Below are 13,640 nucleotides of genomic sequence, written 5' to 3' on the forward strand. Positions count from 1 at the left end.
GACGGTCGCTTCTTGCGGATGCAGAACGATGCCGGGAGCGATGCGAATGGGGAGCGGCGCCCGCGAGGACCTGGCAAGGGCAGGTCCCGGCTGCGTGATCGGTTGAGTCACCGACCCGGGGGAACGGCTGCCCATGGATTGAGGTCGAGGTGCCCTTGAGCGACCACGAGAGTATCGTTGGCGGGCGACTCCGGTGTTGGCGATGCTCCGGCGGGGGCGAAGCAACCGCCCCGCCGGGGCGGAACAAGCCCATCAGCCGGCTGTCAGCTCGCGCTGCGTCTGCTGCGTGAGCTCGGGCGGGCACAGCATGACGACGCGGAAGGTGGTGCGGTTCTGTCCCGGGAGCTCAGGCTGCGCCGCCCAGAATTCTGCGCTGCGCTGCAGTGTCTTGAAGAAGAACCGGCGTTCGTCAGGGTTGGCCGAGAGCACCGCGTCGGTGTCGTCGACCGTCAGCAGGAAGTGCTGGGCGCTTATCCAGTGAAGGTCGCTCAGGCAGTCCCGTAGCGCGTCCCAGTTCCAGCCGAAATAGTCGGGGAGGCGCAGCGCCTCGTAGAACTGTGTGAACACCCCGTCCGAATCGGCCATCTCTTGCCCTCGCATCCGGGCCGAGTAGATGAGCCCGGTCGGAGGTAGCGCGTGCCCGACGGCGACGGTGATGTCGTTCTGCACGATGCGAATGGCCGATGGAGGGCCGTCTCCTGCCCACCAAACAGAGCCAGTCATCTGCCGGTCTCCATCACGATGTAGGTCTGATAATGGGTCGGAGTGTAGTAGGCCGAGCCGTCCGACCCGGTCACCACCCTCTCGCCACCCCACTTCGGATTGTCGACCGACTGGACCGTTCCCCACTCGGTGTAGCGGATGGGATTGCCCTGGCTGTCAAATTCGGGCCATTTGTAAGCGCCGTTGGCACCGGAGTTCTCGAACGGTCGAGGAATGGAAGGACCCATGAGTTGCGGGCCGGCGCCCTGCGCTTCGACTCCGAATTCACGAATGTCCCGAAGGACCCGTAGTGCTTCAGAACTCCTGCACCAGGGCTGACCTCGCGGAATGAGCCCGTCGAGCGTCCGGCAGGATCGGGTCTCGTGCTCATACGCATGACCTACCTGCTTGCCACCCCGGCGACCAGGCGGAGCGCTTCACCTACCTGATCCGGGACAGAGACACCAAGTACACGGCCGCATTCGACGCCGTCTTCACCGGCCAGAACATCACCGTGACCAAGACCCCGCCGCGCAGCCCCAACTGCAACCCGCACGCCGAACGGTTCATCCGCTCCGTACGCCAGGAGTGCACCAACCGGCTGCTGATCTATGGCCGCGGCCACGCCGAGAAGATCCTCCACGCGTACGCCCAGCAATTCAACGAACAGCGGCCCCACCAAGGCCGTGGCCAGCTCGCACCTCTCGACGACCCGAACGTCATACCTCTACCCACGCCCCGAATCCAGCGCAAACAAGCCGTCGGCGGCCTCATCAACGAGTACCGCCAGGCAGGCTGACCACTCGACAAAGCTCTGGTCAAACCACGTGAAGCGGTTTTGAAGCAGTACGGGAGCACGAGGGCCCGTATGGAGTGCACGGTCCGCGGGCGGCCCGGACGCCTGGGCCTGGAGCGGACGGCGTGCTGCCGGGCGACCAGATCGCGATGCCATCGAAGGACCGTCTCGGGACGCACCAGGAGCCGCAGCCAGCGCAGCCTCTCCTTCGGAAGCCAGTGCAGCAACGCCGCCAGGAACGCCCGGTCGGCCACCCCGAATCGCGGCCGACCGGAGCCCAGTTGTCGCTCGGGCACCGTGATCTGATGCCGTAGGGCCAGGATCTCGATGTCCTTGGCCCGCTCGTTCGTGGGTAGGAGGCGTAGCAGCGCCAGCGCATTGCTCACGCCGAGGTAGACCAGTCGCAGGAGCACGAGGGTTACGTTGCCGTCCCGCTCAAGTTCAGTGGAAGGTCTTGCCCCGGCACCGACCGTGAAGTTCCGTGGGGCGAGCCATCGGTCTCCTACCTGGGCGGATAAGGTTTTCGGCAAGGGCAGGGCGCAGTCCTGCCGACGCGATCTGCTGGACCGCACCATCATCTGGAACCACCAGCGTCTGCTCCGCACCCTTCGCGAGGTCGAGGACTTCTACAACTCCCACCGCCCCACCAGGGAATCGCCAACGCGCGACCACTCCAGCCGCTACCGACCCCGATCAGCGATCCAGCACAGATCACCCACCTCAACGTCCGACGGCGCGACCGCCTCGCCGGCATCCTCCGCGAATACCATCATGCCGCCTGACCCTCGCGGATGAAGTTTTCGGCAGGCGCACTACGGGCGGACCACATTTCCCGAGCCCGAGGCCTCAACGCTGTCATGTGCTCGGTCAGTTGCAGTCCTCGGAGTCCTCGACCGCTGCGGTGAACGCGGCGATCAATGCCTCCATGGCGACCGGATCCTCCTGGTCGGGCGCCAGTGCATGGATGACGGTGTACAGGTTCTGCCGGGGGTGATCGTCGGAGGTGCAGGAGGAGGTCTTCCCGACTCCGCCGGTGCCCGAGTGGACGAAGCGGGAGTCGGCGGAGACTTTGGCGCCTTGCACCCCCAAGTAGCCGGCCGCCACCGACGAGGCGGACTCTCCCCGGGCCCACCAGGTACGGGTCTGGCGCAGAACGATGTCGCCGTCGATGAGCACGTCGCACCGTTTGGTGCCGCCGTTCGGAGCCGACTCCTTCGTGGTGAGGGTCTTGCCGCCGGGCAGGAAGGGCTCCACGAGCCCGGCGTCGAGCGGTATCCCGCACAGAGCGCCCGGAATGTCGTATGCCCGCTCCTCCTCGCCCCCGCCGGAGCAACCTGTGAGGGCGAGGGCGCCGAGAAGAACGTTCACTGCGGAGAGGACGGTGGAGCGGTACACGGGGAAGCCCTTCGGTACGGCGTGGTCGGAAGAAGGAGGAGGCCTGCGGGAAGGGTCAGCCCTCCACCTCGGTCTTGAGATGGGGTGCCATGAAGAGGACGTCGGTGCCCCCGTTCCTGAACCCCTGCTGCGAGGCCGTGCGGGCGGTCTCGTCGATGCCCGCATCCTGGAGGTCCTTGCGGTGGTGCGCCTGGGCGGCGAGTTCCGCGGCCTTCTCCGTGTAGGCGGAGTTCTTCTCCATGCCGTCCGCCCACGCCGCGCCCGACTTCGGACCGGCCTCCTCCATGTCGGTCGGCTCGAACTGCTGGAAGAACATCTCCAGGATCGCCCCGCTGAGGGTGCCCGCGGCGCCTCCGGCCACCGCGCCGACGGCCGGGGTGGCGGCGAACGAGGTGCCGACCCCGATGCCCGTACCGATCACCCCGCTGGTCACGCCCTTCCACACGTCCACCGAGTTCTTGAAGTCCTCGGCCTTCTGGTGGGCGGGGCCCACGATGGCCTCCTGCTGGCCGACCGTGAGCATGCCCGATATCTGACCGGAACCCTCCGCGATGTTCGTGACGGTCTGTACGAGATTCTTGGAGTACTCCGGCGGAGTGTCCGGATTCAAGTGGTAGTCCATCAGGTTGGCCATGTACGCCTTGTTTGCCACCTCGATGGCCGCGTAGCCCTCCGGGTTCTGGCCCACGGAGACCATGAGCGCCGCCACGTCCGCGTGCTTGAGGTCGGCGGCCGTGCCCGCGACAGGGAAGAGCGCGTTGACGTCCCCGTCCGAGTCGCTGGCGACCGCGCGGTTGATGTCCGGCAGGTACTCCGAGGTGATCTGCCCGATGCTGTCGCCCATGACCTGGTGGTTGGTGAGCAGCTCGGGCTTCTCGGCAATGGAGGTGACCATTTTCTCCATCAGGCGTGCCTGGTCGGCGGTGTGCGGAGGAGCCTCCGAGGCCATGGGTAGCTCGCCCGCCGGATGGCCGGTGATCGCGGCCTCCAGGGCCAGACCCAGGTTGTTCCTGGCGCCGACGATCTCCTTGTTGTCGGTGCTTTCCTCGGGCCACCGCTCCCCGAAGATGTAGTCGAAGTTGGAGAGCGCGACGTTGCTCTTCTTGCCGTTCTCGCCCTCCTTCTCGAAGGGGGAGTCCTCCTTGGAGACGAACTCCTGGTGGAAGAAGTCGGTCGCCGCGTCGGGGCTGTTGGAAAGGGCTTTGAGGTAGCCGGAGAGCGGGTCGCGGCCGCTCTCCTCGCCGAGGTGGTTGAGCCACGGGCCGTCACCGACGTGCGCCCACGCCAACTCGGGCTCGTCGCCGTTCCCGGACCGCTCGCGCTCGGTCCGCATCAGGGCGGTGCCGTAGCTCTTCAGGAAATCGTCGTCGTAGTCGCCCGTGCGCAGCAGGTTTCCCATGACCTGGTAGCCCATGTACTGACGGCCTGAGCCGACGAAGTCGTCACCCATGGCAACCATGCGGCCCTTCCAGGACGCCATGTCGGCCGACTGGCTCTGGGTGGCCTCCGCCAGCGTCATGCCGAGGTTGCGCTGCAGGTCGTCGAGCTTGTCCTCACGTTCGTACAGCAGCATGCCGGTCTGGTTGGTGTCGTGGAGACCGGTCCAGAAGTCCATCAGTCCCTTGGGGCCGAGCGAGGTGGTGAACCGTTCGGCGAAGAGCGGGTCGTCGGAGTACTGGGCGAGGCTCTTGTTGAGCCGGTCGATGTCGGCAGTGGTGAGGTCGGTCGGCTTCTTCTTCGCGATGGCGGCGAGTTCCTCGGCCTCCTTCAGGGCCGCAGCGGCGGCGTCACGGTCCTTGTAGGTCCCGTCGGAGAAGCCGTAGGTGGTCTGCTTGGCGAGTGCGCTGAGGACCTTGCTCGCGGAGTTGTCGCTCTCCGTGGCAGCGGTGAGGATGTCCGTGACCTCCTTGCACAGCGCGGTCACGTCACTCTGGCTGTGGGAAGGCGGCGTGTATCCCTCCGCGGCCCGGTCGGGATGGATGTTCATGGTGACGGTGAATGTGCCGTTCCCGGTGTCCATCACGGTCAGGTTCTTCTTCAGGCCGTTGTCCATCGCGGTCTTCAGCTTCGTTTGACTGGACCGGAGCTCTGCGGCCGTGTCGCTCAGAATGGCGTGTATGGACTTGGCCTGCGTGTGCGCGTCCTGGATCTCGCCTGACGTCTTGTAGATGAAGGCCTTGGTGACCTTGTGGTTCTCGCCGGCCCAGTTGGCCTTGGTGGCCGCTTGGTGCAGGCCCTTGTCGGCATCCTCGGCCAGCTCCTTGAGGCTGCGCACGATCAAGTCCCAGTCCTCGACCGCCTCATCAAGGAGTTTGAAGTTGGCGAATCGCAGTGCGTCGAGATCCATCGTCGGTCGCCCCCGTGACGTGGTTATTTCTACTTGTCGCCGTAGATCGGATTCTGACTGCCGGGCGGGCCGGACCGCTCGTCGAAGCCGGCGTCCAGAGTGTCGATGCTGCTCATCTGCCGGTAGATGTACGCCTCGTCCCCGGCATGGATTTTCTTGGTGACCTGCATGTGGTTGGAGATCTGGGCACAGGCGTCGAGAACCGAGTCCAGCTGCTTGGACCACTGGTTGTACACCTCTTGCAGCCCGGAGCCCAGGGCGAAGCCCTGGGTGCTCAGGTCACCCGCAGCTTTGCCGACACTGGTGTTGTCGAGCCTGGCCCGGTCCCACAACTGGTTGTGGAGGGTGTGGGCGTGACTGCCGATCTTGGCCAGGTCCTGTTGCGTGACCTTGAGGTCACCGGTCTCGCTGGGCAACGGGGGCGCTCCGCCCGGCCCGGCATCGGCCGGATACTGGTTGAGCTGCATGCCCTGCTGGCGCTCCAGCGCTTCGCCCTTGAGCTGGTCCCACTCTTCCCATGCCACCGTCCTGCTCCTTCCCCCGGGGCGCATCTACGGCCGACCGCGCTGATGGTAGCCACTCGAACAGGTCTACAGGCTTTCTGCGCGGACTCTTTGCGAGACGCGGACCCGACGATGTCAGTTGCGCATTTTCCGGCCTCATCCCGGACGGTCGCGCCTGCGGACGTCGAGCTGGACGAGTGGGTCCGGTTGGCAGCGGCAGAAGGGGACCAGAGGGCGAATGACGGACCGGTGGGGCGGCGCCGGCTGCAGAACTTCGCGCATGTGCGCTGGCATCTGGTTCGCCTGGAGCTGGCGGACGGTTCGCTGGTGACCCTCCGCAGGGACGCACCGTTCCGGGTGGACCATCGGCCCGAGTCGGTCACTGTGCGGGACAACAGCCCCTGCTTCCACCTCAGTGACATGGAGGGCAACGTGATCGACTCGGCCGACTGTCACTGCCCTGCGGCCGGCGGTCGCCGGCCGCGCGGTCACTCGTGCGGCAGCCCGGCGTAGGCGCGCATCTCCTCGCGCTGCTGGGGCAGGCGCCACGCTTGGACGATCGACCAGAAATTCGCCCACCTCCAGGTGTCCGGGCCCAGTGAGGCGAGGGTGTGGATCAACCGCTGCTGTCGCTCGGTCAGTTCGTCGAACGCGGGGAGGCCGTTCGGTGCGGGCTCTCCGAAGGCCAGTTTCAGGGCCGCCTCGGCGACCGGGAAGGTGGCCGGGCCGGAGGTCGCGGACAGACCGTCGGTCACGGCGTCCAGGGCTTCGTCCGGGTACCGGTCGGCCAGCAGGGTGAGCGAGCTCGCGGCGTAACCTCGCAGGTCACTCCCGTGGAACGGGACCCCGGCCTCGGGCGGCTCCGCCTGGGCCGCAGCCAGCTCGGCGAGCACGTCGACGCTCTCGGTGCACTCGGCGCCCGTGGCGATCAGCCGGGCGAGGGCGATCGCCGCGGCCCACCGCACGATGGGCTCGTCGGCCGTGAGGAACGAGGTCAGCCGGTCCACGAGCGAGGCGTCGCCCAGGAGCCCTGCAGCCACCAGCGCGGTGGCCAGCACCGCCGGCTCGGGCTCGGCGTCGAGGACGTCCAGCAGTCGCAGCAGCGCATCCGGGGCCTCCTCGGGGAACCACGCGACCAGGTAGGCGGTCGCGGCGCGTACGGCCGGATCGACGTCGGCCAGCAGGGGCAACAGGGTGGGGACCTGGCCCCGGACCGCGTCGTAGGCTGCCAGTTCGGCCTCCGCGGCCTCGAGGTGCCGCTCATGGTCGAACATGTCGCGCCGCATCTCGCGCACCCGGCGGTCGCCCTCGTCCGACGCGGCCTCCACCCAGGCGTCGTACTCGGCACGCATCTCCTCCGGGGCCCGCGCCCGGAATTCCTCGAGCTCGCTCCGCCAGCCCTGGACGTCTAGGCCGGCGGGCAGGTGGCTCTCGTCGTAGCCGATGGCGAGCGCCGCCAGCATCGTCAGATACTCGTGGCGGTCGGGCAGCGAGACGTCCGCCGCCATGCGGGCGATGAAGGGGACCGCTGCGGCGGTGGCTTTGTAGCGGCTGCCCTGATGGAAGATGTTGCCGTACAGGGCGTGCAGCGCCTTGCCGCGTGCTTCGGCGTCTTCGGAGCACAGGTCGCGCAGCTGCGCGGGGACGTCTTCGGCGGGTCCGTACGCGTGCTCCAGTTCCGACCAGTCGATGGCGTCCAGGCCGGCCAGAGGTGTGCTGATCTCCGTCATGTGCCGCAAGGTCTCACACGGGACCGACAACCGGTCGGTCGGCCGCCTCGGCAGCCGGTGCCCGGTGACCGGACAACGCGCCGAGTACCGCTTCAATGCCTGTGGCGGGCGCGTCACGGTGGCGCGGGCACAAAGGATTCCGCGGTCGGGGGCTCGCGCGTGGTCCGGGGTTGGACGGGGCGAACCAGTCGTCGGTCGCGAGGTTCACCCCGTCCAGGTCCTGGTGGATGTCGCTGGCGGGGTCCTTGGCGCCGGCGAGCGGGGGGCCGAAGAGCATCGCCACGTTGCGGTCCTCTGGGGACAGGACTTACCTCGCCCACCAGCAGGAATGGCGCCCGTAGCCTTTCGAGGAGGCAGCCCCGGATCCCGGGCGGGGACATGCGCCGACCCGGCCGTACGGACTGGCGCAGGGCCGCCCAGGGGTCAGAGCTGGAATTCGGCCGGGGACAGCCCCAGTGCCGCGCAGGCCTCGCGCAGGACCTCCGCCTCGGGGTGGGAGAAGTGGCCGTCCGCGCCGGCGACGACCATGCCGGTCTGGATGACGGCCCGGGCCTCGGTGGGCTTCTTGGCGGTCTTGGCGATCTCCTGCAGCGCCTCCGCCTTGCCGTGCTGGAAGTTTCGCGTCAGCTGGTCCACGTGCTTGCCGAAGCGCTGGCGCAGCTGCTCCGGCGGGAAGTTCTGCAGCACGTCGTTGCTCAGGATCATCGATTCGACCTGCTGGCGCTCAGCCGGGTCCACGTGCCCGTCGGCCGCCGCGACCAAGGCGCACATGGCCATGCTCGCGTCCCGGTACGCCCCGCTCTTCAGCTCGTTCTTCAGCGAACCGAGCTGCGTCTTGAACAGGCCGATCAGTTGGGCCTTGCCGCCCCCGCCGGACCTCGCCCCACCGGCGTGCCCGCCGGTCGCGCCGGTCGCGCCGTGCCCGCCGGTCGCGCCGTGTCCGCCGGTCGCACCACGCCCCGCCTGACCCTGCTGCAGAGCCTTGGCCTGGTCCTTGAGCCGGTCCCACACTGCCATCGCCGTCACCTCGGTATTCGTCAGCTTCAAGGCGTGCCCGCTCACGCGCGCACACTTTCCCAACGCCCGGCCCCAGGCAAAGGTTCCGTAAACCCTCCTCCATCCCGTGCTCGCACCCGATGCGCTCACCCGGCGGCTCCCTGCCGACCCGGCCATCGGCAGCCCTGGACCTCGTAGCCCTGCGCTCTCCGGGGTTACCTCCTGTCGGCGGCCGGTCCTTCCGTCGGGGCCGAACGTTCCGGGGTCGGGCCGGGCCGGGCCGGCCTGTGCCCTGTTCTGCCGGCGCGGCTGACCCCGTACGGAGCCGCCCAACACCGGGCACAGTGGCGAGGCGGCGCCGGACAGCGGCCGGGATCAGGTCGACGCGGCCCGCTTCCCCGGCGCGGAGAGCGGAGAGCGGAGAGCGGAGAGCGGAGCGGGGACCGGGGAGCAGGGATGCTCGGGCTCATTTGTCGAGGTCGGGTCGGCCCTGGCGAAGGAGTTCCGAAGTGCTACGGGGTCCGGGAGGCCGCCCGGGCGGAAGTCGTACGGGGGCAGATTTTGCATGGTGTGCATATTTGCATACCATGCAAATATGTCGGAGAAGAGCGCCGCAAGCAGTGGGCTGCGCGAGCGGAAGAAGAAGGCGACACGTGCCGCCCTGACCGAGGCTGCCGTGCGACTGGCTGCCGAGCAGGGGGCGGAGAAGGTGACCGTCGAGGCGATCAGCGCGGCGGCCGGTGTGTCGGTGCGGACGTTCTTCAACTACTTCGAGTCGCGCGACGACGTGTTCGTCATGACCGACGCCGAGAGCGGCGCGCGAGTGCGGCGAAAGCTGCTCGACGCGCCGCCCGGCCTCACTCCGCTGGAAGCGCTGCGGGACGCCCTGACGGCGGAGCTGGCGGAGGCCGAGCAGCAGCATGAGCTGTGGCTGCTGCACGCCGAGGTGCTCCGGGCGGCCCCACATCTGCTGGTGCGCCTCCTCGGCGCCCACCTGGCGGACGAGACCGAACTGGCCGAGGCCATCGCCGAAAGGATCCGCCCGGGCGGCGCGCGGCCCGGTCCCACCGCACCGGCCGCGTCCGACGAGGACCGGCGCAAGGAACTGGACCTCTACCCGAGGCTGCTGGCCGCGGTGGCGGTCACCGCCCTGCGCGTCAGCGCCGAGCACTGGTGCGCCCGCCCGGAGGAGCGCGTCTTCCGCGACGTGTTCCGTGAGGTGTTCGCGCTCCTGGCCGCCGGACTGCCGGCCCCGCCCGCCTAGCGCACCCCGCCCCGCCACGGCCCCCGCCGCCCCCTCAACCCGAACCGCGTGCCCGGGCCGCACCGTCCTGCCCGGCCGCGCGGACCACCGACCAACGCCACCTTCGAAAGAGATGTCGTGACCTCACCCCAGGCGCCCGCAGGCGCGCCGCCCACCGCGATGACCCAACGGCAGATACTCCAGGCGATGTACGGCCTGATGGCCGGCATGTTCGTCGCCATCCTCGCGGGCACCGTCGTCTCCAACGCGCTGCCCACGATCATCACCGACCTCGGCGCCAGCCAGTCCTCCTACACCTGGGTCGTCACCGCCGAACTGCTGGCCATGACCGCGACGGTGCCCTTGTGGGGCAAGCTGTCCGACCTGTTCAACAAGAAGCTGCTGCTCCAGCTGTCCCTGCTCATGTTCGTGATCGGTTCGCTCCTGGCGGGCTTCTCCCACGACACGACGCCGCTGATCTTCAGCCGGGTCGTGCAGGGCATCGGCGCGGGCGGTCTGACCGCACTCGCGCAGGTCGTCATGGCCGCCGTGATCCCGCCCCGGGACCTCGGCAAGTACTCCGGCATCTTCGGTGCCGTCTTCGCTGTCGGCACCGTCGCCGGACCGCTCATCGGCGGTGTGCTGGTCGACACCGACTGGCTCGGCTGGCGCTGGTGCTTCTTCATCGGTGTGCCCTTCGCCCTGCTCGCCATCCTCCTGCTGCAGCGCACACTGAAGCTGCCCACGGTCACGCGCGAGGCGAAGATCGACTGGCTCGGCGCGTTCCTCATCGTCGCCGGTGTCTGCGCGCTCCTCATCTGGGTCTCGCTGGCCGGCAACCAGTTCGACTGGGCGTCCTGGCAGACCGCCGCGCTCGTCGCCGGAGGCGTCGTGCTGCTGGCCCTGGCGGTCCTCGTCGAGGCCCGTGCCGCCGAGCCGGTGATCCCGCTCGACATCTTCCGGAACCGCACGGTCACCCTGACCACCGTCGCCAGCCTTCTGGTCGGCGTCGCGATGTTCGGCGGTACCGTCTTCCTCTCGCAGTACTTCCAGGTGTCCCTCGGCAAGTCGCCGACCGTCGCGGGCCTGATGAGCCTGCCGATGATCCTGGGCCTGCTGGTGTCGTCCACCGTCGCCGGGCAGCTCATCAGCCGCACCGGCAAGTGGAAGGGCTACCTGGTGGCCGGCGCGGTCGTCATGACCGCCGGCCTCGCCATGCTCTCCCTCATCGACGCAGACACCCACTTCGGGCTGCTCAGCCTCTACATGGCCGTCCTCGGTGTCGGCGTCGGCATGCTGATGCAGAACCTGGTGCTCGCCGCGCAGAACGATGTCCCCGCGGCCGAGCTGGGTGCCGCGACCTCCGTGCTGTCCTTCTTCCGCAGCATGGGCGGCACCATCGGCACCTCCGTCCTCGGCGCGATCCTCGCCAACCGGGTCGCCGACGAGATGACCAAGGGACTGCAGAACGCCGGTGTCCCCGCAGGGGCAGCAGAGGGCTCGGGCGGTGGCGGGCACAGCGTCCCGGACATCAGCACCCTGCCCGCACCGATGCGGGAGATCGTGGAGCACGCCTACGGCGTCGCCACCGCAGACCTCTTCCTGATTGCCACCCCGTTCGCGTTCCTCGCCCTGATCGCCGTCGTGTTCATCAAGGAGAAGCCGCTGAAGACCACCAGCGGTCTGGAGCGACTGGCGGAGGAGGCCGGCGACGGACCGGCCGCGCCGACGCCCGGCAAGGTCCACGCCGGCTGACGGCGCCACGCCCTGTACACGGGGCCACCCGCACACGCGGGTGGCCCCGTCCCCGTTTCACCGTCGGCCCGCGCCGGCAGAGCCTGGGTGCCCGGCGAACTTCCCGAGCACCTGGTCGCCGTCGCCGTCGCCGTCGCCGTCGCCGTCGCCGTCGCCGTCGCCGTCGCCGTGGGCAAGGGATGGTCCATGTGTCGGGTGCTCCAGTCGCTGGACCGCTCGCTGCTCCGAGGGTGAAGCCGGCACTCGTTGCTGAGGCCGGCGACGGCTCGTCGGCGTGGGATCCGAACCGCGGGGGAAGGGTCTACGCCTGGCTGTCAGGGGCCTTCGTCGGCCGGTCAGACTGCGGGGGTCACCTTCGTCACCGACGAGCGGATCACCGGACCGAGGCGGGCGGGCAACGCCTCGTCGGTCCGGCGCCGGGCCCCTCTACCGGAATGTCGGCGCGCCACGGCGGCCGGCGGCGCGTGCTGCCACTGTCGAGGGCCGGATGTCGACCGATGACGTTGACGACGTGATCTGCGGAACCTAGCCTCTCGCCGAGGCTGCGAACCGTGCTCGGTGCATCGACAGTGTGTGAACGTCCGGCGCCCGTATCCCCGGCCCGCAAGGGAGTAGTTGTGAGACCTGGCCTTACCCGCCGTTCAGCCCTCGGTGTCATCGCCGGCTCCGCCGTCGCCACCCTTGCTGGCCCCTCGGCCGGCACGGCCCACGCCGCGGCGCCGGCGTCGCCGGGGGTGACGTACCGGAACACCCTCGTTGAGCAACGGGCCGATCCGCACATCAACAAGCACACCGATGGCTACTACTACTTCACCGCCACCGTGCCGGCGTACGACCGGATCGTGCTGCGCCGTGCCACCACCATCCAGGGGCTGTCCTCGGCCACCGAGACGACCGTGTGGACCAAGCACGCCGGCGGCACGATGGGATCCCACATCTGGGCGCCCGAACTCCACTTCGTCGACGGCAAGTGGTATGTCTACTTCGCCGCCGGCGACGCGAACGACGTGTGGAAGATCCGGCCGTACGTCTTGGAGTGCGCCGCCGCGAACCCGGTCACCGGGACGTGGACGGAGAAGGGCCGGATCGCCCTGCCCCTCGACACCTTCTCGCTGGACGCGACGACGTTCGCCGTGAACGGCACCCGCTACCTTGCCTGGGCACAGAACGACCCGGCGGTCGGCGCGGGCACCAACCTCTACCTGGCGCGGATGTCCAACCCGTGGACCATTACGGGTGCGCCGGTCATGCTCAGCCGGCCGACCGCTTCGTGGGAGACCGCGGGAGGCCAGACGGTGAACGAAGGCCCGGCCGTGATCCAGCGCGGCGGCAAGGTGTTCATGACCTTCTCGGCCAGCGCCACGGACGCCAACTACTGCATGGGCATGTTGACGGCGTCCGCCTCCGCCGATCTGACGAAGGCGTCGTCGTGGACCAAGAGCGCGGGCCCGGTCTTCGCGAGCAACGCCGCCACCGGCCAGTACGGCCCCGGGCACAACCAGTTCACGGTCTCCGAGGACGGAAAGTCGGACATCCTCGTCTACCACGATCGTGGCTACCGGGACATCAACGGTGACCCCCTCAACGATCCCAACCGCCGTACTCGCGTCCAGAAGTTCTACTGGAAGGCCGACGGCACACCGGACTTCGGGATACCGGTCGCCGACGGAGTGACCCCGGTCCGGCTCTCCTCGTACAACCTGCCCGACCGTTTCATACGCCACTGGGAGTTCCGCGCGAGGACCGACGCGAACGTCAGCCCGTTGGCCGACTCGCAGTTCCGTGTCGTCACCGGACTCGCCGGCGGTGGCACCGTCTCCCTGGAGTCGGCCAATTTCCCGGGCTACTTCCTGCGCCACCGGAACTTCGAGGTGTGGGTGGAGAAGAACGACGGCACGGCCGTGTTCCGCGGCGACGCGTCCTGGTCGGCACGGTCCGGACTCGCCGATTCCGCCGGCGTCTCCTACGAGTCGTCCAACTTTCCCGGCCGTTACATCCGCCACTTCGACCAGCTGCTGCGGGTGCAGGCCCTCAGCACGGCAACCGACCGGGCCGACGCCACGTTCTACACGCAGTGAGTCACCTGGGTTCTCCGGAGGCGGGAGGCGCACCACTTCCTCGGCCTGCCAGGGGCGCAGCCGGTCGGCCGGGTACCTCGCCGAGCTCCTCCTGC

The 13,640-nt window shown here is 68.7% G+C and carries 13 protein-coding genes and 2 pseudogenes; 6 read left to right on the forward strand and 9 right to left on the reverse strand.

Annotated features, from left to right (window positions below; all coding sequences use genetic code 11):
- Window positions 1-252: 252 nt before the first annotated feature.
- A complete protein-coding gene (locus GBN72_RS04280; protein WP_246212244.1) occupies window positions 253-669 on the reverse strand; it encodes a barstar family protein in 417 nt (138 codons plus the stop codon).
- A gap of 50 nt (window positions 670-719) precedes the next feature.
- Complete coding sequence (locus tag GBN72_RS04285) at window positions 720-950, reverse strand: ribonuclease domain-containing protein (RefSeq protein ID WP_151770250.1); 231 nt, start codon at window positions 948-950, stop codon at window positions 720-722.
- A 266-nt stretch (window positions 951-1,216) separates the two neighbouring features.
- Here GBN72_RS04285 and GBN72_RS04290 point away from each other — a divergent pair, with 266 nt between their 5' ends.
- The gene (locus GBN72_RS04290; protein ID WP_246212245.1) at window positions 1,217-1,501 is read left to right on the forward strand and encodes an integrase core domain-containing protein; all 285 of its coding nucleotides are present in this window, start codon (window positions 1,217-1,219) and stop codon (window positions 1,499-1,501) included.
- A 14-nt stretch (window positions 1,502-1,515) separates the two neighbouring features.
- On the opposite strand, the pseudogene GBN72_RS35030 reads toward GBN72_RS04290, so the two are convergent.
- Window positions 1,516-1,911 (reverse strand): annotated as a pseudogene (locus tag GBN72_RS35030) (hypothetical protein); the annotation flags it as partial.
- Between the two features lie 127 nt (window positions 1,912-2,038).
- On the opposite strand from GBN72_RS35030, the pseudogene GBN72_RS35035 reads away from it, so the two are divergent.
- Window positions 2,039-2,280 (forward strand): annotated as a pseudogene (locus tag GBN72_RS35035) (integrase core domain-containing protein); the annotation flags it as partial.
- Between the two features lie 85 nt (window positions 2,281-2,365).
- Here the strand turns inward: GBN72_RS35035 and GBN72_RS04305 are convergent.
- The 6 genes from GBN72_RS04305 to GBN72_RS04335 form a co-directional block, all read right to left on the reverse strand.
- Window positions 2,366-2,866: a hypothetical protein gene (locus GBN72_RS04305; protein WP_151770251.1), complete on the reverse strand. Its 501-nt coding sequence runs from the start codon at window positions 2,864-2,866 to the stop codon at window positions 2,366-2,368.
- An 82-nt stretch (window positions 2,867-2,948) separates the two neighbouring features.
- On the reverse strand, window positions 2,949-5,240 hold the full coding sequence (locus tag GBN72_RS04310; RefSeq protein WP_151770252.1) for a DUF6571 family protein: 2,292 nt from the start codon (window positions 5,238-5,240) through the stop codon (window positions 2,949-2,951).
- Between the two features lie 29 nt (window positions 5,241-5,269).
- Window positions 5,270-5,764 carry a hypothetical protein gene (locus GBN72_RS04315; RefSeq protein ID WP_151770253.1) on the reverse strand — a complete coding sequence of 165 codons (495 nt, stop codon included), beginning with the start codon at window positions 5,762-5,764 and terminating at the stop codon, window positions 5,270-5,272.
- A gap of 467 nt (window positions 5,765-6,231) precedes the next feature.
- Window positions 6,232-7,473 carry a HEAT repeat domain-containing protein gene (locus tag GBN72_RS04325; RefSeq protein WP_151770254.1) on the reverse strand — a complete coding sequence of 414 codons (1,242 nt, stop codon included), beginning with the start codon at window positions 7,471-7,473 and terminating at the stop codon, window positions 6,232-6,234.
- Window positions 7,474-7,486: 13 nt separating this feature from the next.
- Window positions 7,487-7,756, reverse strand: a complete 270-nt coding sequence (locus tag GBN72_RS04330; protein ID WP_151770255.1) for a hypothetical protein — start codon at window positions 7,754-7,756, stop codon at window positions 7,487-7,489.
- Window positions 7,757-7,896: 140 nt separating this feature from the next.
- Complete coding sequence (locus GBN72_RS04335; protein WP_151770256.1) at window positions 7,897-8,490, reverse strand: tellurite resistance TerB family protein; 594 nt, start codon at window positions 8,488-8,490, stop codon at window positions 7,897-7,899.
- A gap of 574 nt (window positions 8,491-9,064) precedes the next feature.
- Here GBN72_RS04335 and GBN72_RS04340 point away from each other — a divergent pair.
- From GBN72_RS04340 to GBN72_RS04355, 4 genes are all read left to right on the forward strand, one after another.
- On the forward strand, window positions 9,065-9,733 hold the full coding sequence (locus tag GBN72_RS04340) for a TetR/AcrR family transcriptional regulator (protein WP_151770257.1): 669 nt from the start codon (window positions 9,065-9,067) through the stop codon (window positions 9,731-9,733).
- A gap of 159 nt (window positions 9,734-9,892) precedes the next feature.
- Complete coding sequence (locus GBN72_RS04345) at window positions 9,893-11,467, forward strand: MDR family MFS transporter (RefSeq protein ID WP_174887086.1); 1,575 nt, start codon at window positions 9,893-9,895, stop codon at window positions 11,465-11,467.
- Window positions 11,468-11,554: 87 nt separating this feature from the next.
- Window positions 11,555-11,701, forward strand: coding sequence for a hypothetical protein (locus GBN72_RS35815; RefSeq protein WP_164540362.1), 147 nt, complete (start codon window positions 11,555-11,557; stop codon window positions 11,699-11,701).
- 383 nt (window positions 11,702-12,084) lie between these two features.
- On the forward strand, window positions 12,085-13,545 hold the full coding sequence (locus GBN72_RS04355; protein ID WP_151770260.1) for a family 43 glycosylhydrolase: 1,461 nt from the start codon (window positions 12,085-12,087) through the stop codon (window positions 13,543-13,545).
- The last annotated feature ends 95 nt before the right edge of the window (window positions 13,546-13,640 follow it).

The organism is Streptomyces abyssomicinicus (genome assembly GCF_008974245.1).
In the GTDB taxonomy this organism is placed as follows: domain Bacteria; phylum Actinomycetota; class Actinomycetes; order Streptomycetales; family Streptomycetaceae; genus Streptomyces; species Streptomyces abyssomicinicus.

Excerpts from the sequence above, each read along its gene's own strand:
- GBN72_RS04285 (WP_151770250.1), bottom strand. The coding sequence starts at position 950 with ATGGGTCCTTCCATTCCTCGACCGTTCGAGAACTCCGGTGCCAACGGC.
- GBN72_RS04310 (WP_151770252.1), bottom strand. The coding sequence starts at position 5,240 with ATGGATCTCGACGCACTGCGATTCGCCAACTTCAAACTCCTTGATGAG.
- GBN72_RS04325 (WP_151770254.1), bottom strand. The coding sequence starts at position 7,473 with ATGACGGAGATCAGCACACCTCTGGCCGGCCTGGACGCCATCGACTGG.
- GBN72_RS04335 (WP_151770256.1), bottom strand. The coding sequence starts at position 8,490 with ATGGCAGTGTGGGACCGGCTCAAGGACCAGGCCAAGGCTCTGCAGCAG.
- GBN72_RS04340 (WP_151770257.1), top strand. The coding sequence starts at position 9,065 with ATGTCGGAGAAGAGCGCCGCAAGCAGTGGGCTGCGCGAGCGGAAGAAG.
- GBN72_RS04345 (WP_174887086.1), top strand. The coding sequence starts at position 9,893 with ATGACCCAACGGCAGATACTCCAGGCGATGTACGGCCTGATGGCCGGC.